23 protein-coding genes and 1 pseudogene are annotated in these 25,763 nt (G+C 46.5%); 2 read left to right on the top strand and 22 right to left on the bottom strand.

Translation table 11 applies throughout. From position 1 onward, the window contains the following. Positions 1 to 73: 73 nt before the first annotated feature. The 6 genes from DEF30_RS02150 to DEF30_RS02125 form a co-directional block, all read right to left on the bottom strand. Positions 74 to 787, bottom strand: a complete 714-nt coding sequence (locus DEF30_RS02150; RefSeq protein WP_294096031.1) for a DUF1361 domain-containing protein — start codon at positions 785 to 787, stop codon at positions 74 to 76. Positions 788 to 953: 166 nt separating this feature from the next. After that, positions 954 to 2,819 (bottom strand): carbohydrate-binding domain-containing protein, encoded by a 1,866-nt coding sequence (locus DEF30_RS02145; protein WP_294096029.1) that lies wholly within the window; start codon positions 2,817 to 2,819, stop codon positions 954 to 956. A gap of 26 nt (positions 2,820 to 2,845) precedes the next feature. Beyond that, positions 2,846 to 3,517 (bottom strand): DUF4956 domain-containing protein, encoded by a 672-nt coding sequence (locus DEF30_RS02140; RefSeq protein WP_294096027.1) that lies wholly within the window; start codon positions 3,515 to 3,517, stop codon positions 2,846 to 2,848. A gap of 42 nt (positions 3,518 to 3,559) precedes the next feature. Next, on the bottom strand, positions 3,560 to 4,246 hold the full coding sequence (locus tag DEF30_RS02135; RefSeq protein WP_294096026.1) for a polyphosphate polymerase domain-containing protein: 687 nt from the start codon (positions 4,244 to 4,246) through the stop codon (positions 3,560 to 3,562). 158 nt (positions 4,247 to 4,404) lie between these two features. Further along, positions 4,405 to 5,784 (bottom strand): HAMP domain-containing sensor histidine kinase, encoded by a 1,380-nt coding sequence (locus DEF30_RS02130; protein ID WP_294096024.1) that lies wholly within the window; start codon positions 5,782 to 5,784, stop codon positions 4,405 to 4,407. Beyond that, a complete protein-coding gene (locus tag DEF30_RS02125) occupies positions 5,781 to 6,476 on the bottom strand; it encodes a response regulator transcription factor (protein WP_294096022.1) in 696 nt (231 codons plus the stop codon). Before DEF30_RS02125 ends, DEF30_RS02130 begins: the two co-directional genes overlap by 4 nt. Before the next feature lie 185 nt (positions 6,477 to 6,661). Here DEF30_RS02125 and DEF30_RS02120 point away from each other — a divergent pair, with 185 nt between their 5' ends. After that, entirely contained in the window at positions 6,662 to 7,645 is a 984-nt protein-coding gene (locus DEF30_RS02120) for a zinc-binding dehydrogenase (protein WP_294096021.1), read from the top strand. Between the two features lie 147 nt (positions 7,646 to 7,792). On the opposite strand, the gene cls is transcribed toward DEF30_RS02120, so the two are convergent. From cls to DEF30_RS02050, 14 genes are all read right to left on the bottom strand, one after another. Then, positions 7,793 to 9,322, bottom strand: a complete 1,530-nt coding sequence (gene cls, locus DEF30_RS02115) for a cardiolipin synthase (RefSeq protein ID WP_294096018.1) — start codon at positions 9,320 to 9,322, stop codon at positions 7,793 to 7,795. A gap of 238 nt (positions 9,323 to 9,560) precedes the next feature. Next, positions 9,561 to 10,217, bottom strand: coding sequence for an aspartate/glutamate racemase family protein (locus DEF30_RS02110; protein ID WP_294096016.1), 657 nt, complete (start codon positions 10,215 to 10,217; stop codon positions 9,561 to 9,563). Positions 10,218 to 10,300: 83 nt separating this feature from the next. Then, positions 10,301 to 11,302, bottom strand: coding sequence for a 4-hydroxythreonine-4-phosphate dehydrogenase PdxA (locus DEF30_RS02105; RefSeq protein ID WP_294096014.1), 1,002 nt, complete (start codon positions 11,300 to 11,302; stop codon positions 10,301 to 10,303). Positions 11,303 to 11,368: 66 nt separating this feature from the next. Then, positions 11,369 to 12,349: a tripartite tricarboxylate transporter substrate-binding protein gene (locus DEF30_RS02100; protein WP_294096012.1), complete on the bottom strand. Its 981-nt coding sequence runs from the start codon at positions 12,347 to 12,349 to the stop codon at positions 11,369 to 11,371. Positions 12,350 to 12,376: 27 nt separating this feature from the next. Continuing rightward, positions 12,377 to 13,900, bottom strand: a complete 1,524-nt coding sequence (locus DEF30_RS02095) for a tripartite tricarboxylate transporter permease (protein ID WP_294096010.1) — start codon at positions 13,898 to 13,900, stop codon at positions 12,377 to 12,379. A 15-nt stretch (positions 13,901 to 13,915) separates the two neighbouring features. Next, complete coding sequence (locus tag DEF30_RS02090; protein ID WP_294096008.1) at positions 13,916 to 14,362, bottom strand: tripartite tricarboxylate transporter TctB family protein; 447 nt, start codon at positions 14,360 to 14,362, stop codon at positions 13,916 to 13,918. Positions 14,363 to 14,378: 16 nt separating this feature from the next. Then, positions 14,379 to 15,506: a glycerate kinase gene (locus tag DEF30_RS02085; RefSeq protein ID WP_294096006.1), complete on the bottom strand. Its 1,128-nt coding sequence runs from the start codon at positions 15,504 to 15,506 to the stop codon at positions 14,379 to 14,381. A 36-nt stretch (positions 15,507 to 15,542) separates the two neighbouring features. Further along, the gene (locus DEF30_RS02080; RefSeq protein WP_294096004.1) at positions 15,543 to 16,502 is read right to left on the bottom strand and encodes a D-2-hydroxyacid dehydrogenase; all 960 of its coding nucleotides are present in this window, start codon (positions 16,500 to 16,502) and stop codon (positions 15,543 to 15,545) included. Positions 16,503 to 16,523: 21 nt separating this feature from the next. Beyond that, the gene (locus DEF30_RS02075; RefSeq protein ID WP_294096002.1) at positions 16,524 to 17,420 is read right to left on the bottom strand and encodes a TIM barrel protein; all 897 of its coding nucleotides are present in this window, start codon (positions 17,418 to 17,420) and stop codon (positions 16,524 to 16,526) included. A gap of 19 nt (positions 17,421 to 17,439) precedes the next feature. Continuing rightward, positions 17,440 to 18,375 carry a transketolase C-terminal domain-containing protein gene (locus DEF30_RS02070; RefSeq protein ID WP_294096000.1) on the bottom strand — a complete coding sequence of 312 codons (936 nt, stop codon included), beginning with the start codon at positions 18,373 to 18,375 and terminating at the stop codon, positions 17,440 to 17,442. Then, entirely contained in the window at positions 18,375 to 19,202 is an 828-nt protein-coding gene (locus tag DEF30_RS02065; RefSeq protein ID WP_294095998.1) for a transketolase, read from the bottom strand. The genes DEF30_RS02070 and DEF30_RS02065 overlap by 1 nt, the downstream gene beginning before the upstream one ends. A gap of 22 nt (positions 19,203 to 19,224) precedes the next feature. After that, positions 19,225 to 20,052: a sugar phosphate isomerase/epimerase gene (locus DEF30_RS02060; RefSeq protein WP_294095996.1), complete on the bottom strand. Its 828-nt coding sequence runs from the start codon at positions 20,050 to 20,052 to the stop codon at positions 19,225 to 19,227. Positions 20,053 to 20,073: 21 nt separating this feature from the next. Next, complete coding sequence (locus DEF30_RS02055; RefSeq protein WP_294095994.1) at positions 20,074 to 20,691, bottom strand: GntR family transcriptional regulator; 618 nt, start codon at positions 20,689 to 20,691, stop codon at positions 20,074 to 20,076. A gap of 287 nt (positions 20,692 to 20,978) precedes the next feature. Then, positions 20,979 to 21,614, bottom strand: coding sequence for a GntR family transcriptional regulator (locus DEF30_RS02050; RefSeq protein WP_294095992.1), 636 nt, complete (start codon positions 21,612 to 21,614; stop codon positions 20,979 to 20,981). Positions 21,615 to 21,899: 285 nt separating this feature from the next. Here DEF30_RS02050 and DEF30_RS02045 point away from each other — a divergent pair, with 285 nt between their 5' ends. After that, a complete protein-coding gene (locus DEF30_RS02045; protein WP_294095991.1) occupies positions 21,900 to 22,781 on the top strand; it encodes an aldo/keto reductase in 882 nt (293 codons plus the stop codon). Positions 22,782 to 22,833: 52 nt separating this feature from the next. Here DEF30_RS02045 and DEF30_RS02040 read toward each other — a convergent pair whose 3' ends face one another. Then, positions 22,834 to 24,792 carry a flavocytochrome c gene (locus DEF30_RS02040; RefSeq protein ID WP_294095989.1) on the bottom strand — a complete coding sequence of 653 codons (1,959 nt, stop codon included), beginning with the start codon at positions 24,790 to 24,792 and terminating at the stop codon, positions 22,834 to 22,836. Between the two features lie 94 nt (positions 24,793 to 24,886). Continuing rightward, positions 24,887 to 25,624 (bottom strand): annotated as a pseudogene (locus tag DEF30_RS02035) (hypothetical protein); the annotation flags it as partial. Positions 25,625 to 25,763 lie beyond the last annotated feature (139 nt).

The following is a 25,763-nucleotide window of genomic DNA, read 5'->3' as shown; positions in this document are numbered from 1 at the left end:
CAATTCTTCTCAAAAATGAAACAGAAAAGCATGCTGCTTCTTTCTCAGATCCTCCAATAGAAAAAACACCTGACTACTGGGTTTTCTCTTCACTTCTCCCAAGATCCGCAAAGAGATAAAAGATCAGATAGATGAAAAAAGACAAAAGGAAAAACTGAAGGCTGAAAGAAAGTGCATGTTTATCAAAACTTCCCACAACAAACCGGAGAAGATGCACTGGCCGAAGCACCGCATCCCAGGAGTTAAAGCGGATGAACCTGCCAAGATAGATGGCATAGCCACTGAGAAGATGGACAGCAACAACCATCCCCCAGGCTCTTCTGCTGCCCTTCGCCCTTCTCACCTCCCCATGGAGAAGGTATAAGGAAAGGGCACTGAGAGCACACCCCAGAAACACTGCATAGGAGATAGAGAAAAAATTGTTCCAGGGCAGTTTCTCCATGCTGTAGAGGATGCGCTCTGCTCCTGAATAAGGTTCATAGGACGGGTTCGGATAATAAAATACATCCTGACTCAGATGGATAAAATCCGTAATCACATACACTGCGTTGGGAAAGAAGAAAAGCCATAAAGCCGCCAGGAACCCTTTCCCCAGAGCCCGGAGCCCCGACGGCTGTTTCTTTCTCTCCTTTATCAGGACCAGTGCAATGCCCAGAGGAATCCACGCCAACAGGAGATTCCATAGAAGATAATACGTATCAAAAGGTCCTCCAAAAAACATCCATCCCGTGAACATCACCGTCATCAGCATCAGAATCCCCACAACTTGTTTCAGTTTCTTTTCCATTTATGTACCTCACACCCATTCTTTACTACACTTTCTTCTATTATCTCCATTGAAGTCTAGAAAAGTCCAAGTTTTTTCTGAAAGGTTCCTGACTTTCTTCATCATCACCACAATGAAACAGCAAAGGACTGTGCAGATTGCCTGCGCAGTCCTTTTATCTGCTTTCTTAAGGCCTACTCCCCGGAACCTTCCCGCCTCCTGGGATCATGCCTCCTCCAGGGTTCTTGCCACCATCTGGTGTCATGCCAGAAGTGCCCATGGTTGTCACAAGGCTTGTCATAGACACCTCACTCAGTGCTTTCCCTTCCGAATAGACCCCATAGGTTTCTCCTTGTTTCAGGTCTTCTGAGGAGAACAGGAGAGAAGCACTGTTTTTCTCAGTAGTATAAGAAAACAGCTCTTCTCCTGAGGATGTCTTGATGACCAGGGTTTCACCCGCAGCCACTTCTTCACCATTTAAGAGAAAGGCTCCTTGGGTAGAGGTCTCTGAGACATTCATGGCCATACCGCTGGAGCCAAGAGCAAGCAGTGTGCCTCCTGTAATCGAAAAGCTCCCGTTATAGTCCAGAGCGCTGTTTCCATCATTTAGCGGTCCTTCAATAATGACCAGCCCGCCAGTCATCTCTGCATCTCCGTTGACATCAATGCCATCTCCTTCCGCATTCACTCTTATTTCTCCACCAGTTATAGAGAGAAAACTCCCATCAGAGGAGAACATATTCTGTCCCGGTCTCCCATTTAGAGAAGAGCTGTCATTGCCCCCTGCGGTGTTGATGCCGTCGTCTTTGGCCCCCACATGGATTTTTCCATCTCCAATGATGACCTTAGACCCTTCTATGCCCTCATAGCTCATTTCAATATAGACTTCCCCCCCGGCAATCTCCACAGTGTCATCTGCATGGATGCCATCATCCCCGGATGAGATGGAAAGCACTCCATTTTTCATAAGAATGTTCCCATTGGAGTGCACTGCATCATCCGAAGAGCTGATGTCAAAGGTTCCACCTAAAATGTTCAAAACTGTTCCAGCTTTCAGCCCCTTTGCAGAATCACTGCTTTCCTCTTCCACCTGAGACGAAGGTCCCCAGTTTCCCCAGTTGTCACTGGTGCTGACGATGCTGCTGCCCCCACCGGTGGTGAGGACATAGGTACCTTCCCTGATTTCCAGCACCGTTTCTGCTTGAATTCCATCATTACCTGAAGATATGGTGACACTACCATTTTCAAGAAGCACAACACCTTTTTCTGGGTCCTCATCATTACTGGATTGGATTCCGTCACTTCCTGCCTCAATATAGAGGGTTCCATCCTTCACTGCCACCAGGTCTTTTCCTTTGATCCCATCTTCCTTGGCATAGACCGTCACTTCTCCGCTGACCATCTTGAAATCATCCTTACTGACAATGCCATGGGCATAGTTTCCATAGACAAGAAGTTCTCCTTCTCCATTGATGGTGAGATCCCCTTTTGAAAATATGGCTCCATTGGGATCAAGGTCTTCTTCCTCATAGAGTTCTCCATCCCTTAAGATGTTCTTTGTTCCCGAAGCGAGGGTCATCACCACTTTATCCGCTTCATAGATTTTAATGGCGGAGGTGGACCTGCTTGTAAGATCCAGCCCATTTAGGATCAGCACCACATCTTCCTCCTCTGTGACCTTCACGGATAAAGATCCATCTTCTGATGTACCAGAGAGAAGGTAGGTTCCGCCCTTTGTAATGGTGACGTTTCTACCCTCTGTTTCTGCACCTTCACCTGTGACCAAAGCTTCCCCGGAGAAAACAATCTTTGTGGCAGAGGTTTCATCATAAGCCGTCTCCAGATCCTTCTTGGAATACTCCACCGTTATGCCCGCATTTTCTGAAGAATCCACAGAAGTATCCACTTCTTCCAGGCCCTCCTGCTCTTCCACAGATGGGGTCTGTACACTTTCTAGTTCTTCTTGAGGCTCCTTCATAGAGCATCCTGTGATAAGTAACAACATCAGCAGGAGAACTCCTGCGCTTTTAAGGCTTTTTCTACGATCATTCATGATTTCATTCTTCCTTTCTTTCTATATTATGCGGAGATCTCTCCCTGAGAGGTCATGAGGGTCACAGCCTCTACGCCGCTGATTGCACCCAGCTCATTGACGAAAGCGGTGCTCTTTGTTTTCAGCTGCAGCTCATAGATGAGTTCAATCTCTCCAGGGTGCACTGTCTTTGATTTGACACTCATTTTCTTTGTTTCTTTCTTTAGAATTCCCAAGGTTTCCACCTCTACAGACTCATCAGAAACATGCAGAAGAAGGAGATAGGAAAGATGCTCCCCATGGCCCCGGACAAAAAGCAGAAGCACCAGTCCAATGAGAAAAGAGCCTAGAAGTGCCAAAGGCAGAAGACCTGCGCCCAGGACAATCCCCACACCGATGGCCCAAAAAAGAAACACCAGATCCAAAGGATCCTTGATGGCGGTACGGAAACGTACAATGGAAAGGGCACCCACCATGCCAAGAGACAGCACCACATTGGAGGTCACCGCTAGAATGACGAAGGTAGTGAGCATGGTGAGAAGCACCAACGATGTATTGAAGGCATCGTTATAAAGGACACCACTGAAGGTCTTCTTATACACCGTGTGGATGAAAACCCCTACTGCAAAAGCCATAAAGAGTGCAATGGCGGCATCCAAAAAGGAAAAGGTAGTCAGGTTTTCCAGAAAACTGGATTTAAGAATGTCTTGAAAGGTCATGTTAATCTCCTCATTTCGTTATCATTTCTTTTTTTGATTATTTCAATAATCCAGGGCAAGTCTGCCCAGGACATACTTGGAGTGAGCGGTCTGAAGAGGGTTTTCTCCAGTAAGGATCTCCGGGATGAAGCTTGGCAGAAACCCGTCGTATTTTACTTCCAGAAGTGCTTTTCTCTTTTCATCTGGCAGGCAGCAAAGATTCTTCTTCAAAAAATCCATAGGATTTCTATAGAATCTGATGTTCCTGTCCAAGGTGATTCTCACATTCCCAGCTTCCCACATGAACGGTTCCCGGTCATAGGTGATAATAACCTTCGGCCTTAAGAGCTTTCCCCTTAGCGCCATATAAAAGTCCAGAAAAATCCTCTCCTTCTTCTCTTTGAGAAACTCATAGCGCCCCTCCAGAATCCAACTGGTTTCCAAAGGCGTAAGAAGGCCTGACTCCTTAAACCCCTGGGACAGGTGCTTTACTTTCTTTTCCAGACGGATCAGCGTGAAGTCTTCTTCATAGAGCCTGATTCTGAATTTCTCCCGGAGAGCGGCCCCCATCAGATTGTCCTGAAGCGCCTCATCATTGAAGCTGTCAAAATACAGGCTCCTGATGGTATAGCCTTTTCCTCTCACATGAGGGTCTCTTGGAAGGAATTTCTCCAATCTTTTGGATAAAATCTCTGCTTTCTCTGGGGAGAGGAGATATTTCAGTTCATGTCGATAACATGGTTCTTTCATCGCTTCCTTCCTCCTTTCTACATGTTTTATTCTAGCCCTTTGCATCAGGAGCATCTCCGAAAAACTCACCGAAAAGTTACGCAAAACTGATGCAGTTGAAACATAAAAAAAGAAAAAGCCCCTTAATATAAAAGGAGCTTTCATATAAAAAACAGTACTTATGGGGATTTACTTTCGATAGAATCCGGCAGGATTACAATAAATACGGTGCCGTCTTTCCCGCTTTTTACATCGATACGCCCTTCATAGGCGCTGATCACAGACCTTACAATGGATAGCCCTATGCCATGCTGACCATCCTTCCCTTTATAAAACCGGTCAAAAAGTTTCTTTCTGGTCTCCTCCGCCATGCCTTCCCCATCATCCTCCACTCGGATGAAAATGCGGCCTTCCGCCTTGGATACCGCAAGGGTGATTTCATGTTTCGCATAACGCACCGCATTGGACAGGAGGTTTTCAAAGGCTCTCTCAAGGGTCTTCTCCTCATAGATGAAATAAACGGGCTCCTTTGGAAAGTCATACCGGATGGTGAGTCCCTTCTCCAGAAGAAGGCTCATGAACCGCTCAGAGGAAGCAGACAGGGTCTCCCGAAGATCCAGCTTCTCTTTTCTTAAGTCCTCCATTTTGGCATCCAGTTTGGATAAAAGTATGATATCCTCCACGAGGCTTCCCAGATGATCCACTTCACGCTTCATCACCGGCAGGGCTTTCTCTTTTTCAAGAAGACCCACTTCCAGAGCTTCCGCATTGGATTTAATGATCTGAAGAGGCGTTCTCAGCTCATGGGACGCGTTCTGAAAGAATGTCCTTTGGTCTTCCTGATATTTTTTCAGCTTCTCACTGGTTTCATTCATAACGGCTTTCAGTTCATGAAGCTCCAGATCAGAAAAATCTTCCTCCAAACTGCCATACTCTCCTTCTCCCATTCTCTTGGCAAAAACCGACAGTGCCTTCACAGGCTTTACAATTCTACCTGCCAGAAAGTAGCCAAGGATCACCGTGAGAAGAAGGGCCACTGACATAATAAAGAGGAGCATTTGGGAGAGGTTTTTCTCAAAATCATAGAGATTGCTCATGTTGATAAAATGCACCTCATAAAGGTCTCTCCCAGTGACAGATCTGCTCTTTACCACGGTATAGTAATAGAGCCCCTCTCCAGCGGTAAGGCGTTTCACGCCCCCTTCCTCTAGAGAGATCTCTCTATCTTCCACTGCAGTTTTAACTTCAAAAAGGGGAGAGGATTCCGTGACCTCTGGATAAAAATCAGGCACCAGCACCTCATAGTCCTCTGTCACAAAAAGCCGCTGAGAGGATCCTCCTGGAATCTCCGGATACTTTTTCTCCGGCGGTACTTTTCCACCTTTCATGTCTTTGGGAATCCCATCACTTCTTACCCTTGTGAGGGCTTCCGTAGCGCTGCTTTCAATATAGCTGGAGATGAGAAGATTAAAGGCAGTAAAAATCAGAAGAAACACCAGAAGGATGAGGCCCGATAACAGAAATAGCACTCGGGTTTTTAGGCTTTTCAGTTTTTTCATGACTCTTCCTCCATGATTCTGAAGCCGAAGCCCCAGATATTGTCGATCCGGATGTTGGAGGAGGAAAGCTTTTTACGAAGCCTTCTCACCGTATCATCACAAGCCCTCGTCTCCACTTCGATGCTGTATCCCCAGACTTCATCCAAAAGCTCTGTTCTTGATACCGCCCGGTCACTGTTTTTCATAAGATAAGAAAGCAGCCGGAACTCTGTGGGCGTAAGCTCTAAAACTTTGCCCTCTAGCAGCACCTCCATGGTGCCTGGATTTACACTAAGGGTAGAAAAAGAAAGATTCTCTTCTTCCTTTTCCTTGAGGTTCTCCTGATCCAGGCGCACCCTTCTTAACATAGCCTTCACCCGCATGACCAGAGAAATGGCACTGAATGGTTTTGTAAAGTAGTCATCGCTGCCAAGGTTGATTCCTGTGGCATAGTCCAGATCGCTGTCTCTGGCCGTGAGGATGATGATGGGCACAGTGCTTCTTTCTCTTATTTTCTTCGTGATGTCAAAACCGCTGGACCCTGGCATCAGCACATCTAGAATCACAAGGTCCGGTTCTTTCTGAAGAAACTTTTCAAAAAGTGCATCTCCTGTAGAAAAATCTGATACCTCATAGCCTTCACTCATGAGAAAGGTCTTCACCATCTCTCTGATTTCTTTCTCGTCTTCTGCAATGTAAATGTGTTCCTTCATCTCTTTGTCACCACCTCTTTCTCTTTTATCATAGCAAGGATTCCGAACAGAAGTTACGCAAAACTGACGCAATCCATGGGAATCTAAAAAAAATTTCACCAGTTCTACTTCTCCGCTTCATAGTGTCATTGTAGAATTGTAGTGTGTCATCCCTGTGGCACAATGAAAAGATCGAGGTGAATAAAATGAAAGCATATGCAATAGAAAGTCCAGGCTCTTTTGAAAACCTGACCCTCATGGACCTGCCCATACCAGAACCAAAAAAAGGTGAGATCCTTGTGAAAATCCATGTGGCAGGACTGAATCCTGTGGACTATAAAGTTCTTTCTGGAGGACATAAAAAGTGGGTGTATCCTTTTGTGCCAGGTCTGGATGGCGCCGGGGAAGTGGAAGCGGTAGGAGAGGAAGTCACTGACTTCAAGGTTGGAGACCGGGTCTTTTATCATGGAGACCTCAGTAAACCAGGCGTTTTTGCAGAATACGCTGTGACCACAGCCTTAACTGCAGCAAAGATTCCTGATGGTATGGACTTTGCTGCCGCTGCTGCACTTCCCTGTGCAGGTCTTACCGCCTATCAGGCCCTCACTAGAAAAGTAAACACAGCCCATATGAAATGGGTGCTCATCCATGGAGGTGCAGGCGGAGTTGGCGGCTTTGCCCTTCAGATTGCGAAAAGCCTGGGTCTCAACGTCATCACCACCTGCTCCAAGGAGAATGAATCCTATGTTAGGGGTCTTGGAGCTGACGAAGTCATCGACTATAAAAGTGAGGATGTCACAGAACGGGTCATGACCATCACAAAATCTCTCGGTGCAGACCTCATTCTCAATACAGTGAGTAAAGAATCCGCCGAAGAGGATCTTAATAGGCTTGCCTTCAACGGCCATCTCATTTCCATCGTGGATCTTCCGGATCTCACGGGTTTCAACCCCTACAGAAAAGCTGTCTCTATCCACAGCCTGGCCCTGGGTGGAGCCCACAGCTCGAAAAATGACCTGCAAAGAAAAGACCTCCGTGTCATGGCAGAAGAACTTGCAGCTCTCACGGTTTCAGGAAAAGTGGATCCTATGATATCAAAGGTTCTCCCTTTCAGCGCATTGAAGGAAGGGCTCCGGGAACTGACCACAAGGCATGCCAGGGGAAAGATTCTCGTGCGTGTTACCCCCTAAAGAGTGAAAAGGAGTGTTCCCTTCAAAGGGTTCACTCCTTTTCGTATTTTTCCTTTCAGTCATCTTCAAGGTATTGCACGAAAGACGGTTCATATTCTCCACTTCTCCAAACCCATGGTTCCTCTCAGATTTCAGGAATAACTGTCATTAGAACAGTATGGCAAAGAGGCGTAAAAGAGCATCAAAGGTTCTGGCAAAGAGCGTTTCCTTCAGATCCTCTTTTTTGATCTCTTTGCTGACCGCAAAGGTCTCTAAGGCATCTTTCTTTAGATCCTTCAGCACCTCATGTCCATAGAGCAGTGCACCGCATTCAAAATGCAGATAAAGGCTTCTGTAATCCATATTGATGGTACCAACTACCCCAATATCGTCATCACTGACATAGCTTTTGGCGTGGATGAATCCAGGACTGTATTCATAAATCCGAACGCCTGCTTTCAGAAGAGGCATATAGTTGGACCTGGTGATCCGAAAGACCAGCTTCTTGTCAGGGATCCCTGGGGTTACGATCCTTACATCCACACCTCGTTTTGCCGCCAGGCAAAGAGCAGACTGCAGCTCATTGTCGATGATGAGGTAGGGCGTGAAGATATAGACATAGTCCCTGGCCTGGGAAAGGATCTCAATATACACATTCTCCCCCAAAGGCTCATCATCCAAAGGAGAGTCTGAAAAGGGCTGAACATAGCCTTTTGCTGTGAAGGAGGATGGTGCGTATAAAACTTCAGGAAGCGACAGCGGGTCCACCACATCGCTTCGGAAGGCATTCCACATTTCAAGAAACATCAGGGTGAAGCTTTTCACCGCTTCTCCTCTTAGCCGGATGCCCGTATCCTTCCAGTGACCAAAACGGACCTTTTCATTGATATATTCATCGGCCAGATTGATGCCGCCGGTAAAGGCGGTATGCCCGTCCACTACTAGAATCTTTCGGTGGTTTCGGTGGTTCATCACCACAGATAAAATAGGACGGAATCGGTTGAAGGCCATACACTTGATGCCTGCAGCCTCCATTTTTTTGATAAAGTCGCCAGGCAGAAGAAACATAGAGCCCACATCGTCATAGATCATGCGGACGTCCACCCCTTCCTGTACTTTTCCAGAAAGAACCTCCAGCATACGGTTCCACATGAGGCCTTCTTCCACTATAAAGTACTCCAGATAAATGAAGTGCTTTGCCTTCTCCATGGCCCTAATCATATCAGAGAACATCTCTTCTCCCACGGGATAGTACTTCACATCTGTCTTCTCATAGATTGGATAGTCATTTTTCTTCGACACATACTTTGCTGTGCCGTGGGCTCTGTCATCGTCCATCTTCAGCTTTTCTAAAATCTCTTTGCTTTGTGGAAGAAGAGGATGAATGGATTCATGGGACTTTTTCAGTCTCATTCTCATGAAACTGGAAGGTCTTTTGTTGCCAAAAAGAAGATAGAACAAGCCTCCAAATACGGGCAGCGTCATAATGAGTATGATCCACCCGATCTTATAAGAGGCATTCTCTTCCTTCATATTGAGGAACAATACCACCAATAGACTGAGGGCGGAAAGCATCACACTGATCCACTGACGGTTTCCCACAAAATCCATCAGAAACAGTGTCCCCCATAAAAGCTGCACCAAAATAATGAGGGCGATGAGGGTGATTCTATAGTTGATCTTCTTTAATAGCTGCATATGCCTCTCCTCCATACAATGTATCCTGTTCTTTTCTTCAACTGTAGCTTCAAATTTACATTTCTGCAAGCACTTGAAACCTATTGGTCTGATTTTCTTTCCATTTCTTTCTATCCCTAAGGTACAGACTTTATTGACCAGACACTTAATCCTGTATTTTTGAGTTCTTCAGCAAATGAAAAAGCCCGGAACAGAAGTTCCGGACCATGCATTTTAACCCTATAGGACCTGACTGTTTCTAGTTCTCCAGATGCTCCAGAATCTCATCAATGCAAAGATCTGGACTGGCCAAAACCGGGATTCCTGTACTCTTTTCGATCTCCTCCCGTAGATGGGCCATGGAAGCCTGAGCCAGTACAATGCAGTCCACATCTCCTATGGTTTTGACTTCGGCCCGAAGAAGATGGTCATGCAGCTCAGTATTTCCGGCCTTTAGCGCATCAAAGGCTTTTGCACAGACCTTTTGGCTCAATGACACATCTTTCCCCAAAAGAAGTGCTTCTCTCTCCAGTTTCCTTCTGGTCGGCACCACGGTGCTGCCTGCCGTGGCGAGAATGAGAATATTTTTCCCCATCCGCACAGCTTTTCTCCCCATGGCATCATCAATGGCAATGACCGGAACAGAAATCAACGGACGAAGCTCCTCCACCACAGGCGTTAAAGTGGAGCAGGTGACTACAATAAGGTCAGCATTTGTAAGCTCCGCATTTTTCAGATCATGATACAGCCTGTTCTTGTTTAGGATGGTGAACTCACCCACTTCATTGGGATGGAGCGCAAGAAAATCATCCAGAAGATTATAGATCTTCACAGGATCTTTTGCCCGGCTTCTGATCTTCTCATCAAAAGTATTCGCAACAGTTTTTACTGTATGAACCAGTGCTATGGTCTTCATTTTTCTTTTCTCCTTCTACATCATCACTTGTTTTTCACTGTGAAAAGGGAAGGTTCCCCTTCCCTTTTTTCTTATTCTATCATTTACAGAACGGAATGGACAGCCATTCTGGAAGCCATCTTCACTGCATTTTCAAAAGCAGAGGTTTTCACAATGCCTTTTCCAGCAATGTCATAAGCAGTTCCATGGGCACAGGTGACAATAGGTGCAGGAAGTCCTCCTGCTATGGTGATGCCCTGGTCAAAACCTTTCAGTTTCAGCGCAATCTGTCCCTGGTCATGGTACATGGTCACCACGCCGTCAAAATCCCCACGGAATGCTTTGATGAAAAGGATGTCTGAAGGGTAAGGCCCCATGGCATGGATGCCTTCCTCATTGGCCTTTCTGATGGTCGGTTCAATGACATCAATCTCTTCGCGTCCGCATTTGCCATGTTCCCCTCCATGAGGATTGAGGGCAGCTACGCCAAGTCTAGGGTTTTCAATCCCTGCAGCTTTCAATGTCTCATGGGCCAGAGTCATGGCTCGGAAAATTTTATTCTCTGTGAGGTTCTCACTGACTTCCTTGATTGGAATGTGACTGGTGGTTCTGGTGGTCCAGAGATTGTCCACATGGTTGATTTCTCCAAATGGAGCTGTATGCTCGAAAAGATGCGCCAGATAGTGGTGCTCACTTTCAAAGGCACAGCCCGCCTCGATCATTGCAGACTTGTTCAGGGGACCGAAGCAGAATCCGTGTATTTCTTTGGCTTTGAAAAGATCCGTGGCCAGCTTCAGAAGATCCAGTGTGACTTTGCCATTCTCTTTTGTAAGTGTGCCGTATGCCACTGTGGAAGGATCCTGATTCTTCTGATCCAGCACTGGAATTCCGTTTTCCCAGGTCGCTTCACTGATGCTTCCGATGATTTCCATAGGTACTGTTACCCCAGATGCTTTAGCACCCATCTCCAGAATTCTGGCATCTCCCAGAACCACAGGACGGCAGTGCTCTTTGTAAAAGCCATTCGCCGCAAGTTTTGCAATAATTTCAGGACCCACTCCTGAGGCATCCCCCAGAATGAGACCAATGATTGGTTTCATCTCCATATTCGTCCTCCATTTGTTCTCATTAGTGAAAGGAAAGGCAGGAATCTCCTGCCTGTTCCTGGTATCTTACTTAATGTTGTTGGCTGTCATAAAGTCCTTTTCATAGGTGGTCACATAAGTGGTGGCATCTGCTGCATTCTTATAGTCTGGAATCAGCTTGTTCTTTTCAATGTAGTCGTTCTTCCATTTATCTGATTCAGATACTTTCTTCAGTGCTTCTGTCCAGTAAGCCACTGCCTCATCACTCATTTCCTTTGGAGCCGCTACGCCTCTCCATACAGGAATCTCGACATTGTCATAGTCCCCAACTTCGCTAAGGGTTGGTGCATCTGCCAGATTTCCAGTGTATCTTTCATTAGAAAGTGCCAGTACAGGAATGAGGGAACCTGCTTCCACATACTGCGCCGCTGCTGCTGGCTTTGAGATGACAAATTCAACGTGCCCGCCAAGAGCTGCAGTGATGGCGTCTCCAGTGGAGTCATGGGTGATGAACTTCATATTGTCTTTGGAAACCCCAATCTCTTCTACCATGGCTTCGTAGGTCGCAATATCGTCTCCTTTAGATCCGCCGATGACAACACTCTCGCCGTTTTTGGCCGCTTCGATGGCATCCTTAAAGGTTTCATACTTTGTTTCAGTGCCCTTGAAGATCAGCTGCTTGTCCACTGCCATGATGGCCAGGATCCTGAAGTTCTCGGATCTGTTCTTGGTGTTGAGAACCATAGGCATTAAGTCTCCGCTGTTGAAGGTGAGCAAGGTGTCATTGGCCTTATTGCCTTTGGTGTTTGCCACTTCATTACGTCCGATTTCTCCGCCTCCGTCGGTCTTGTTGGTCACAACAAAGGTGCTGTCCACAATCTTGTCTGTAGTCATGATATCGCTGATCATTCTTGTGAAGATATCACTTCCCCCTCCAGGTCCGCTGGTGACAATCCAGGTGACGTTGGATGCGGGTTTGTACGCTCCGCCTTCCTTCGCGCCGCAGCCTGTGAGAAGAACCGCCAGTGACATAGCCCCAACCAGTAGTGAGATGATTTTCTTTTTCATAATGTACCCCCAATAATATATTTGAATTTAATTTGGAACACTTTGATTTTTCTTGACCCCGAATTTTGACAGTATGCTTCTCAGCACAGGAACCACAATGATGGAAATAAACACAATCATCAGCACAAGAGTAATGGGTCTTGTGAAGAAGATATTAAGGCTTCCACCGGATATAATGAATGCTTTTCTCATGTTGGACTCCAAAAGCGGAGCCAGTACAAAGGACAGAAGCATCGGTGCCACCGGATACTCATTCTTCTGAAGGAAGTAGCTGAGAATACCGGAAGCCAGCATCACAAACACGCCATACATGGAGTAGGTGGTGCTGTAAGCACCCACAAAACACACCACCGTAATGATGGGAATCATATAACGGGTCGGTACTGAGATGATCTTCGTTAAAAATGGAATCACAAGGATGGCGATGGTTAACGTTATAATATTTGAAATGAACAGTGAAGCGATGAGTCCCCAGGCAAACTCCGGCTCATTCTGAAAGAGCAGTGGACCTGGGTTCAGTCCCCACATCATCAGTCCTCCAAGAAGAACTGCGCCGGTTCCAGAACCTGGTATACCAAGGGCCAGAAGGGGAGCGAATGCCCCTGCAGCCGCAGCATTGTTCGCCGCTTCACAAGCCGCAATGCCTTCCACAGCTCCTGTTCCTAATGGTTCCTCATTTTTGAACTTCTTCTGCATGGCATACCCCATGAAAGAACCTGTGGTGGCTCCTGCTCCTGGCAGTACCCCCACAAAGGTGCCCAGAAATCCGGATCGCAAGGCAGGTGGAAGGAGCCTTTTCACATCCCTTTTCGTCAGCATACTTCCTTTGATCGATAGTTTGGACTCGAATTTTTCTTCAACTTTTTTATTTCTCTCACTCATGAGACTGATCACCTGGGAAAACCCAACGGTTCCAATGACAAAAGGAGTAAAAGGAATGCCGCCCAGAAGATACATATTGCCAAAATCAAATCTTGGCGCTCCGGAAAGGGTATCCATGCCGATGCTGGCAAGAAGGATTCCCAACATGGTGATGAGAACGCCTTTTATGGGATTCTCACCCACCAGCCAGCTGATGGAGGTCATGGCAATAAGGAGGATGGCCGTCATCTCCGAAGGACCAAACTTTAACCCAAGATTTGCCAGAGCCGGACCTGCAAAGGTCAGGATGATCATGCCGATGGTTCCTCCGATGAAGGAGGCCATATTGGCCGTGAAGAGAGCCTGTCCAGGCCTCTTTTTCTTCTTGGCCATGGGATAGCCGTCCAGAGCCGTCATCACCGCTGGAGAATCTCCAGGGATATTCAGAAGAATGGCACTGAAGCTTCCACCATACATGTTGGAGTAGTAAAGAGCACCCAGCATGATGATGGCGGTGGTGGGATTGAATTTATAAGTCAGCGGCAGCAAAAGCGCTACCCCAGCCAGAGATCCGATCCCAGGCATGGCCCCAACGATGAGCCCAAGGATGGCACCAAGAAATGCAGCCCCCAGATTCATTGGTGAGAATGCAACCATAAATCCATTCAGTAGCAGTTCAATATTTTCCATAATTTATTCTCCCCCCTATCCCACAAAGTTTTCCAAGAGTCCCAAAGGAAACTGGATGCCAAGCCAAGTACCGAAAACACCCATGGTGATGAGCATGGCAATGGCTACAATGACTGCACTTACTTTCCAGCTGATTTTCTCAAAGACTCTCAGCCACAGGAAAAGATACACGAGAATGGTCGGTACAAAACCGATGATAAAGGTTCCGGCAAAGATGCCAATACCTGCATAGATGACCAAAAGCTCTTCTTTTAGGAATTTTGCTTTTGTGTCGTCTTTCAGTGTCAGAAAGAAGGTTACCACCCCCATGACCATCATCACCGCTGAGATGATGGAAGGAAAGAAACCAGGTCCCGGACCATCCACCCAAAATCCCAGCTGAGTGAGGCTTACAGCCATAAACAAAGCTCCTAAGGCGATAAAGACCACGGGCAGTATTTTTTTTGTGTTTAGTCTTAACATCACATTTCCCCCAATATTAAACTAAAAGTCTCATGATCTGTGAGGCTGTCTGCGTCAGGTTTTTCTCCGCTGTTTCTTTCTTCATGGCTTCCTCCAAGGTCACCACCTCGTTCAGAATAGAGAAGCAGGCATCCATTCCCAATTCATTCAGTTTAGAGATCTCTTTTGTCACACTGCCCCCAAGGGCGATGACTCTTTTATTGTATTTCTTCGCAAGCTCCATGACACCCATGGGCGCTTTCCCCATGGAGCTCTGAGCGTCGATGCGGCCCTCTCCTGTAAAGATGATGTCCGCATGCTTCACATCTTCCTCCAGCTTCACTGCTTCCAGCACCAGCTTGACCCCTTCTTTCAACTCTGCGTTCAGATAACTAAGAAGTGAAAAGCCCAAGCCTCCCGCAGCGCCAGCTCCAGAGGAGTCGCTGTGGTCTCTATGAAGAGCATCTCTTGTCACCTTCGAGAAGTTCAGAAGACCTTCTTCCAGGACTTTCCCTGTTTCTGGTGTCACCCCTTTTTGTGGACCGTAGACCGCCGTGGCTCCTCGCTCACCCAGAAGCGGATTGTTCACATCACAGGCAACCTGGAATGTGCACTGAGAAATGAGAGGATGCACCTTCTCAAAGGAAACGGAGCAGATCTTTCCTAAGGATTCCCCAGTTTTATCCACAGGGACGCCTTCTTTATCCAGATACTCATACCCAAGGGCTGTGAGCATTCCAAGCCCTCCATCATTGGTGGCGCTGCCCCCAATGCCCAGAAGAAAGGTTCTTGCGCCCCGCCCTGCGGCATCAAGGATCATTTCCCCAAATCCGAAGGTGCTGGCTTTTAGTGGATTCATCTCACTTTTCTTTGCCAGCATGATTCCTGAGGAAGAGGCCATTTCCATGATGGCCATCTGTTTTTCCTTCAGCCAGCCATAGGTGGCTTCTACTGGTCTTCCATAGGGTCCTTCTACGGCCACTGTGATGATCTCACCGCCATAGCCTTCCACAAAAGCTTCTGTGGTTCCCTCTCCCCCATCGGCCAGAGCCTTCACCACCACTTGGCAGGAGGCTTCCTGAAGAATTCCTTTCTTCACGGCATTTCCCGCCTCCAGAGAAGTGAGGCTTCCTTTGAAGGAGTCCATTGCTACCACTACTCTCATCTTGCTACCCCCTCCTGTATCTCTGTCTGAAAACGGCTAACCGTTGACAATGTTCACAGGAGCGCCTTCAAGGTATGCCTTGAGATTGCTCACCGCAATATCCATGAGCCTCTGACGGGACTCCTTGGGCGCCCAGGCGATATGAGGTGTGAGATACACATTCTTTGCTGTAAGGAGCGGATTGTCAGAACGGATGGGTTCTGTAGAAACCACATCAAGGCCAGCTCCGCTTACTTTTCCACTGTTCAGCGCATCAGCAAGGTCCTGTTCCACCACAAGAGGTCCACGGCTGGTGTTGATGATCTTCACGCCGTCTTTCATCTTGGCGATGTTCTCTTTATTGATGATGCCTTGTGTTTCAGGGAACAGCGGACAGTGAAGAGAAATCACATCAGATTCTCTAAAGAGCTCATCCAGTTCCACATATCTGCAGGAATCAGACACCAGTTCATCAAACTTATGGGCATCATAGGCCAGAACCTTCATACCGAGAGCCTGTGCAATCCGTCCGGTGCCTTGGCCGATTCTGCCAAACCCGATGATTCCCATGGTTTTTCCAGCCAGCTCAATAAGAGGTCTCTTCCAGAAGGTCCAGTCCGGATTGCTGGTCCACTCGCCGTCTTTCACAGCTTCAGAATGAAGTCCGATGTGATGGCTCATCTCCAGAAGCATCGCTATGGCAAACTGGGATACAGCATCCGTACCGTAGGTAGGAATGTTTGAAACCAGCACATTCTTTTCCTTGGCATAATTCACATCGATGACATTATAGCCTGTGGCCAGAACACCGATGAATTTCATGTTCGGGCAGGCATCGATGGTTTCTTTGGTGATGGGCGTCTTGTTGGTATAAACCACCTCCGCATCGCCAATTCTTTCTACGATGAGTTCCAGTGGTGTTCTATCATACACGGTCAGGTCTCCAAGCTTTTCAAATCCCTCCCAGGAGAGGTCTCCAGGATTTTCTGTATATCCGTCCAGTATTACAATTTTCATAAGTATGTCCTCCTTCGTTTTCTAGTCTTCTAATAGTGCCCAGGCTCTGTTCAGCACACGCTTGCTGTTTGCCATGATGATGGCAGGATCTTCATCCTTCCATGGCTTCACTTCAAAAGAAAGCACATAAGGATTTTCAGCGTTGAAGAACCCTTCTTCTTTCAGCACCTTTAAGAACTCCAGAAGCTCCTCCACATCATTTGCGCTGTCCGGATATCCAAATCTTGGATGCTGGTCTCCATAGGCTTCATACCCTTCCTTCACCACAGCGTTTCCGATGTGGAAATGGGTGATATAAGGGCGTAACGTCTGAATCACAAATTTCGATGTCTCATAGGTGGTTGGGAAGTGGGACAGATCCACCATGAGCCCAAAATTGGCATGGGTGGTGCGCATGTCCGCAGCAAACTTCGCTGCATAAGGTGCAGGTCCGATGAGGGCTGCCTTGTCCATGTCAAAGTCAAAGACTTCCAGGTTCACGTCCATGCCCTTTTTTGCTGCATAATCACAAACATTCCGGGTGGTTTTCAGCAGCTGGCTGTAGGCTTCTTCTTTGGTCTCCGGATTCCATTTTCCAGACAGGAAGGCGATGGCTTTTGCCCCCAGCACCTCTGCTTCATCCAGAGCTTCCATCAGGGTCTTTTCCGCTTTCAGGCGTTCTTCCTCATCAATGGCATTGGGATTCAGCTTCGGACCCAGAATTCTTGGCTGTGCGCCATAGCATACTTTCAGGTGGGACTGCTTCAGAATCTTTACAGCTTCTTCTCTCATTTCCTCATCTGGAAATCCTTTGATTTCTATGGCATCAAAGTAGTCGTCTCTAGCAATGGTCCGGAGGGACTCCAGAAGATCCTCATTGGGATAACTCATAAACTGGATGACACCGACTTTAAAATATTTATGGATGGATTCTCTCATGTTCTTACCTCATTCTTTCTTATTTCATTTCCATGGCTTTTTTAGCCTTATCTGCAATGGCTTTTGGACTGTACCCGTATTTCTCCAGAAGGGCTTCGTAGTCTCCAGATTCTGCAAACTCTTCTGCTCCTACAAACTGCATTGGCGTCGGACATCTTCTTGCAAGGACTTCCGCCACTGCGCTGCCAAGTCCTCCATGGATGCTGTGCTCTTCCACCGTGACCACGGCTCCTGTTTTCTTTGCCGCCTGAACCAGAATGTTCTCATCTATAGGCTTCACCGTATGGATGTTCAGAACCTCTGCCTCAATCCCCTCTTGAGCCAGAAGCTCAGCTGCCTCCAGTGCCTTATGGAGAATGGTTCCTGTGGCCACAAGAGTCACATCACGGCCCTCTCTTAAGGTGACGCCTTTTCCAATCTGGAAGTCATAGGAGTCATCAAAAATCACTGGTGCGGGTGCTCTACTCAGTCTCAGATAAACTGGACCCTCATAGGCTGCCACGGCTTCCACCGCTTTTCTGGTCTCCACCGCATCACAGACTGAAACGATGGTCATGTTGGGAATGGACCGGATAAAAGCAATGTCTGTGATGGCCTGATGGCTTGCTCCATCATAGGAATCAGAAAGCCCTGCGTAGGTTCCTGCCAGCTTCACATTCATTTCATCATAGGCAATGAGGGTCTGGATGGGATCAATGCCCCGGGTGGTCATAAACACTGCAAAGGTGTTCACAAAAGGAATCATGCCTTGGGAGGCAAATCCTGTGGACATGGATACCATGTTAAACTCACTGATTCCTACATTGAAATATCTCTCTGGAAACTCTTTACCAAAGAGGATGCTCTTGGAGGATCCCCCCACATCCGCTTCCAGCACAACGATGCTGTCATTTTTCTTGCCGAGATCTCTTAAGGCTTCACCGTAAGCATCTCTGATTGCGATCTTCTTCTCCATCAGTTCTCTCCTCCCAGTTCCAGCTTGGCCGCCTTATACTCCTCTGGGGATATGGGCTTACCGTGCCAGATGTTCTTTCCTTCCATAAAGGAGACTCCTTTTCCTTTGACCGTTTTTGCGATGATCACAATGGGTTTCCCCTTGGTCTCCTTCGCTTCCTCCACGGCACTGGAGAAAGAAGCAATGTCATGGCCGTCACAGTGAAGCACTTCCCAGCCAAAAGCCTCAAACTTTCCTGCAATGTCTCCAATGCACATGATTTCTTCTAAGGTGCCATCCAGCTGCACTCCGTTATGGTCTAGAATGGCAATGAGATTGTCTGCTTTGTATTTTGCCGCAGCCATGGCTGCTTCCCAGATACCGCCTTCCTGCACTTCACCGTCTCCAAGAAGCACATAGACATACCCATCTGTTTTTTTCATCTTCTCCCCAAGAGCCATACCAAGACCAGCGCCTAATCCCAGACCAAGTGGTCCTGCGGAAAGCTCCACCCCTGGTGTCTTATGGGCACAGGGATGTCCCTGCAGATGGCTGTCCATCTGGCGCAGTGTCTTCAGGTCTTCCTTGGGAAAGTAGCCTTTTTCTGCCATATTCAGGTAAAGGATGGGACATGCATGCCCTTTGGACATGATGAACCGGTCTCTTCCCTCCATTTTCGGATTTTTCGGATCCACACGAAGTTTGTCAAAATACAGTGTTGTGACAATCTCTGCTGCGGATAACGACCCTCCAGGATGTCCTGTCTGGATCTCATACAGAATATCAATGAGATCATTTCTGAATCTGTGGGTCAGTTTTTTCAGCTCATGAACTTTTTCCTCTGTCATCTCTACATCTCCTCCTTTGTTCTTATGCGTAATACTTTTTCAAGATGGGCTTTAAATGTTCTATGGCGCCTTTAGCTGCTTTTTCCTGGCTTGGGATCTGGAAAATCTCTGTGGAGAAATTCCCCTCATACCCGCATTCCTTGAAGGTACCGATGATCTTATCAAAATCCAGCCCGCAGTGTCCGGGATATCTTCTGTTGTTGTCTGCCAGATGCACATGGATGTTGTGTGGACTGTAGGTTCGGATGGCTTCATAGAGGTTCTTCTCTTCCAGATTCAGATGAAACACATCCAGCATCAGCTGAAAATTCTTCATATCTACTCGCTTCACCATGTCGAGACCTTCTGCCAAAGTATTAATGAAGTTCGTCTGCATGATGGTCACCGTTTCCAGGGCAATTCTTACTTTCTTCTCCTCCCCATAGCGGCTGATTTCTTTAAACGCTTCCACCGCATAGGTTTCCGTCTCTTCTCTTGTGAGCTCCTTGCAGTACTGTCCCCGGATTCGGCCAATATTGATGTCCGCGCCCAGATAACTTGCAAAATCCATGATTTCTTTGGTTCGTCTGATGGCTTCCTTTCGGATGGCCTCTTCTTTGTGGGTGTAGGAAAGCTTCAGCTGTCCGAAGATTTCTCCAGTGCACACCAGCACCGCTTTCAGATGATACTTTTCAAGAAGTTCTTTCACTTCGTTCCAGTTCAGCTCTGACGGGTTCAGCGTCATAAACTCCACTCCCTGGTATCCCAATTTTGAAAGTTCACGCAAGCTCTTCTCCAACGGTCCCTGATAGGCTGTAACGGATTCATCCACTTTTACATCCGGAGTCGCCACCTGATAACATAACCTCATTTCGTCCTCTCCTTTTTCCCTCTACCCCATGAGCAGTTCTTTCATGGCATAAATATCTTTTTCTATATGCAGTTTTGCTTTTTCACCATTTTTTTCAGAGATTGCCTCTACCAGTTCTTTATGATCTTCCAGAGAACGCTTGATTTTTCTTTCATCCCAGAGCACGGATGCCGTTCTGGTATAGGTGAAAAAATCCTGTATGTCGTTGATGTACTCCATGAGCTTCAAATTCTCTGAAACCTTAGCGATGAACTTATGAATTCTGCTGTCCAGCTGACTGGCCTTTGCAAAATCCTTCTTTGTAAGCTTTTCTGTGTATTCCTCATAGATTTTCTGAAGCTCTGAGATTTCATCCTCCGTGATTTTTCTACAGCAGATGTCCACAGAAAGCGCTTCCAGCACAATGCGGATATCGAGCATTTTAATGAGATCCTCTTTGGAGATCTCCGCGGCAAAAATACCTTTTCGTGGCTCATTCTGCACAAACCCTTCTGCAATGAGCCGATTGATCGCTTCTCTGACCGGTGTTCTGCTGACCCCCAGTTCTTCAGCAATCTGTTCTTCCCAGATTCTCTCCCCTTGTTTGATGTGCCCTTCCATGAGCTTTTTCTTCAGTTCATGGTACACATACTCTTTCAAACCTGATATCTTCAACTTTTCACATCCCGTTCTATAATCCCCATTTTCTTATAGATTATAATGTATAATGTATAATGTATAATTTATAAGACAACCTCATTATACCGAAAACCTTTCCATTTGCAAACCATTTCATCTGATTTTTTACTGTTTTTGTGAAAAATAAAGTTTAGTTTCTTTATTTTGTTATTTTGTAAATCAAAGTATCTATTTTTCTTACAATACGTAATTGCAGCACCGGATTTTCCGCATAAAAAAGAAAGGATGCTTTCGCATCCTCTCAAGGGTTATTCTTCACTGAGCAGTTCCCGCATGGAGTCAATATCTTTTTGGACAATCTCAATGGCCACCTCTTCATTGCGGCTCTTGATGGCTTCAATGATTTTTTTATGCTCCCATATGGAGCGGTCTGCCTTCTCCTTGGTCCATTTGATGTTGTATCCTCTGGTATAGGCGAACACATCCTGAATGTCATTGACATAGGCCGCAAGCTTTTTGTTGTTTGCCACTTGAGCGATGAAACGGTGGATCTCACTGTCCCACTGGCTGGCTTTACTGTACTCCTCATCTTCCAGAGCTTTGGCAAAGGTTTGGTAAATGGCGTCCAACTCCTTCATTTGCTCTTCTGTAATGTTCTTGCAGCACTCTTTAATGGCAAGACTCTCCAGCGCCAGTCGCACATCCAGCATCTTTCTCAGCTCATCTTTTGTGATTTCCGCGGCGAAGATTCCTTTCCTTGGGCGATTTTCGATGAACCCTTCTGCCACCAGCTGATTGATGGCTTCACGGACTGGAGTTCTGCTGACCCCAAGTTCTTCTGCCAAGTGTTCTTCCCAAATCCTCTCCCCAGGCTTGAAGTGATTCATGATCAGCTTATTTTTCAGTTCCTGATATACGTATTCTTTTAACCCTGAAATTTTCATAGCCCCTCCTACATAGTTCCAAACATAATTACCTATATTATACGACATTATGTTCTCTTTTTATATTTATATATGAATATGTTTTCAGAAAAAACGGTTCTACTTCAGGCATTCTCATCTGATTCTCATAGATGAAAGAGTGCCTGAAGAAATATTCTTCCTCACCTCTCTTTGAAAACAAAGTAGAAACCCTTATAATAGCCATAGGATTCTTCCCCGGAATCCGTTATCTTTCACATCGGTTCATCCCCTTCTTCTGATAGAAAAGACGAGAGGAGAATGAATATGAACACAAAACAAATAGATAAAACGTTACGGATCCCCTCCATCGGATATGGCACCTGGAAGCTGGAAACTCCTGAGGTTTGCATCTCATCTGTACTTCATGCTCTGGAGGCGGGATACCGCCATATAGACTGCGCAAGAGTCTATGCCAATGAAGAATATGTTGGTGAGGCCATTATAAAAAGCGGTATCGAGAGACAGAATCTGTTTCTTACCAGTAAGCTTAGAAACAGCGCCCACGGATATGACCGGGTACGAGGAGAAGTAGCCGCAACCTTGAAAAACCTCAAGACAGATTATCTGGATCTATATCTCATTCACTGGCCCGTGGTCATGGGACATAAAGACGACTGGAAAGAGGATCTTCTTTCCACCTGGACAGCCATGGAAGAGCTCTATCATGAAGGGGTTCTCAAAGCCATCGGCGTGTGTAACTGCTCTAAAGAACATCTGGAGCCTCTTCTTGAAAAAGCCACGGTGAAACCCATGGTGAACCAGATTCTCATACATCCGGGTGTGCTATTGGAAGATGATATGAACTTCTGCAGACATCACGGCATCACACTGGAAGCTTATTCTCCTTTGGCTCCCCTTGCAGTGATCTACCAGGAGGCTGAGTTCATGGACATCTGTGCCCATCATAAGAAGAGCCCAGGCCAGATCCTTCTTCGGTTTGTATTGGAGCTGGGGGCGACTCCCCTAACCAGGTCCACAAAGAAAGAACGACTTACTGAGAATCTCAACATCTTTGATTTTTCCTTGAGGCCTCAGGACCTTACGTACCTAAGAGAATGGTCCCACAGGGATTTTACACCTCAAAACAATAAAGAAGTCCGTCCTCCCCAAAAGCTGGATTCTGTCCTGGCTCAGAAGGAAGGATAAGTATTAAAAAGCAGCCTATCTTAAACCGATAGACTGCTTTTTCTAGTTTATTCTACTTTTCACTGGCCGCATTTTTGCCAGCGATTCTTCCAAAGACCAGAATGTCCGTCAGCGCATTTCCACCCAGCCTGTTACCAGCATGAATTCCGCCGGTGACTTCTCCAGCTGCATAGAAGCCAGGAATGGCTGCTCCGTTTTTATCCAGCACCTGAGCTTCGTCATTGATTGCCAGACCACCCATGGTGTGGTGGAGTGATGGAGAACGAGGTGTTGCATAGAAAGGCGCTTCCAGGATCTTTGGACCAAAATTGGTTTTTCCAAACTCCGGATCCTTCTGATCATCAATAAAGGTATTGTACTTCTCGATTTCAGAGACAAATACATCTGCAGGAATACCCATCTGCTCTGCAAGTTCTTCCAAAGTATCTGCCCGGTAGATGCTCTTGGTTGCCACCAGATCATCAATGACATCTCCCCAGCCGTTCTTATCTCCAGGCTGTGGATTTCCTGCGGTGACCTGATCGCAGATGATATAGAAGAGGCTGTCTGTCTGCTTCAGTGCAGCGCTGGCCAGCACGTCTCTTTCTGCATATTCATTGACAAATCGCTTTCCTTCCTTATTGATGAAAACTTGGGATTCTGCACTTCCCCACACGCCTCCGGAAAGGGCTCCTGTTTCAGGATGTGAGCTTGGCATCAGCTGTGCAAATCCCATCCCCACAAGGTCTGCTCCCGCTTCAAGCCCCATATTGATGCCATCGCCTTGGGCATTAGAAGTATTGGTGCTCTTCATATCTTCAGGAATGGTAGGCCAGTAGGTATTGTACTGTGCAACCATTTTTGCATTGGCGCCAAATCCGCCAGTAGCCATGATGACACCTTTCGTCGCATGTAATGTCACTTCCGTGCCATCTGTCTTTACCGCTTTCACCCCAGAGACACGTCCATTTTCGATGATAAGCTCTTCTGCTTTTGTTTCCAGCATGAACTCAGCGCCATTCTTCTTCGCATCCTCTGCAAGAGGGTTTATAAATCCAACCCCAACACTGGCAGAAAGTCCGTGAGTTCTTGGCCACATGGCCCCCAGTACAGTTCCGATGCTGTCGTTGATTTTTAAAGTAGAGTCTTTGGAAACCAGCCAATTGAGCGCATCCAGCGCTTGACTTGTCAGCTTCTTTGCCAGGGACAGATCGCTTGTGATTTCTTCACCGTTCTTATCTGTACGCTTTCCACCGATATAGATCTGATACATATGAAGTTCTTCAGAGTCAAAAAGCTTTGTGGTATCTCCATCTTCAAAATACTTCTCAATCTGACCTTTCAGTGTCACAACCGTGTCTTTGAAATCTCCAAATGTGTTTTCATCCACTTCTAAGATTGCTTTCAGATCATTGACCAGTGCGTTGTTCATATCCACTGCAGATTGTCTTTCTTCATCTACAGCATTATAGGCACCGCCTGCACGAACAGTATTCCCACCTAGTGAGGAACCTTTTTCCACTAGAATCACAGAAGCTCCATTCTCAGCTGCTGAGGCAGCGGCTGCTGCACCAGCTCCGCCACCGCCAATAATGACAACATCCACTGTCTTTTCTATTGGTTCTTTCTTTCCTTGCTCGACCACTTTATTCTTGAGTTTCTCCACATCTCCGCCTGCTTTTAGAATGCAAGCTTCAATGGCAGCCAGAAGACCTTTACTGGAATTGGTTGCTCCCGCAATGACATCCACATGAAGAGTCTGGCCCTTCAAGATTTCCTCAGGAATCTTTTCAAATACAGGTTTTGCAATATCTGGTGTTTCTTCATTATCTCCGACAACAATGGACAGAATTTCTGTCTCACTGAATGTCACGGTTACTGGAATCTCCCCGTAGTTTCCTTCACCCGTTGCTGTATATTCTCCTGCGGTATAAAGCTTTTCAGATCCAGCCGATGGTGTTTCAGGAGCCTCCTCCACTTTCGCTCCACAGCCACCGCTGATGAGGAGGAGCATCAGGAGCACTGCTGCCATACATTTCTTTTTGAACATTTCTTTTTCCCCTTTCAAGTTTGATATTTATCAAACTAAATATAAACCCTGGTGCAGCACCAAGGTCAAGGGAATATTATTCGGTTTCCACAGGGAAATATGCGTAGTGATAGTTCACTTTCTGTCCTTGTTCTATTCTGCTTGAAATGTACATGGTCATGACATCACCAGATAGACGATAGCCATTCTTCTCCAAATACATCAGCCCCTGATCCAGATGTTTTCCAGAGAGTACTTCCTCATGATTTTTTCTAAGGATGGTATGGATACATTTTCTTTCCGGTGAAGTTCTCACGCACGGTGGAAGGGGTACTGGCCACAGAGCTAGATTTTCCTTTGAAATGCAAAGAGCCATATAGTAGTGAAAGGGCTCTCTCTTTTCGATAGATGCTTTGGGTACCCATCTGGTATAGAACGTCACAGGCAAAAGCTCCATCCACGCCCTGACATAAGGGAGAATATCTTCATCCTGCATGAGCTGGTCTTTCATAGAATGAGGAAGGTAGAGAAGCTCCGGAAGAGCCACTTCTTCATAGAAAGATTCGCCTCTTTCAATAAGATTATAGTATCTTTGAAATCTTATCAGCTCCTTGAGTTTTTCCTCCTCATATACGATCTGCCTCTTTTGCTCCAGGATTTTCTCTGAAAAGGCGGACTGTAGAGATTCATTAGACAGCGTCTTCATAATCTCCGCCACCTGACTCAAGGTAAATCCAAGACTGGAATACCATCTGGAGGTAGATACAATGCGAACGTCCATATCCGAATAATACCGGTATCCATTTTCCTCATCCTGAAAAGGCTGTATAATCCCCTTTTTCTCATACTAACGCAGCGTATCCACGGTTAGACCCTGCATACTGGCAAACTTCTTGATTGTGTAATTCATGATGCTATCCGCTCCATTTCAATGATTATGTTAGCATTTTAACATAATACGATGAAATATTCTT

This window comes from Proteiniclasticum sp. (genome assembly GCF_003514505.1).
Lineage (GTDB): Bacteria > Bacillota > Clostridia > Clostridiales > Clostridiaceae > Proteiniclasticum.
The sequence above is the reverse complement of the archived record's forward strand: the minus strand, read 5'-3'. Positions and strand labels throughout refer to the sequence as shown.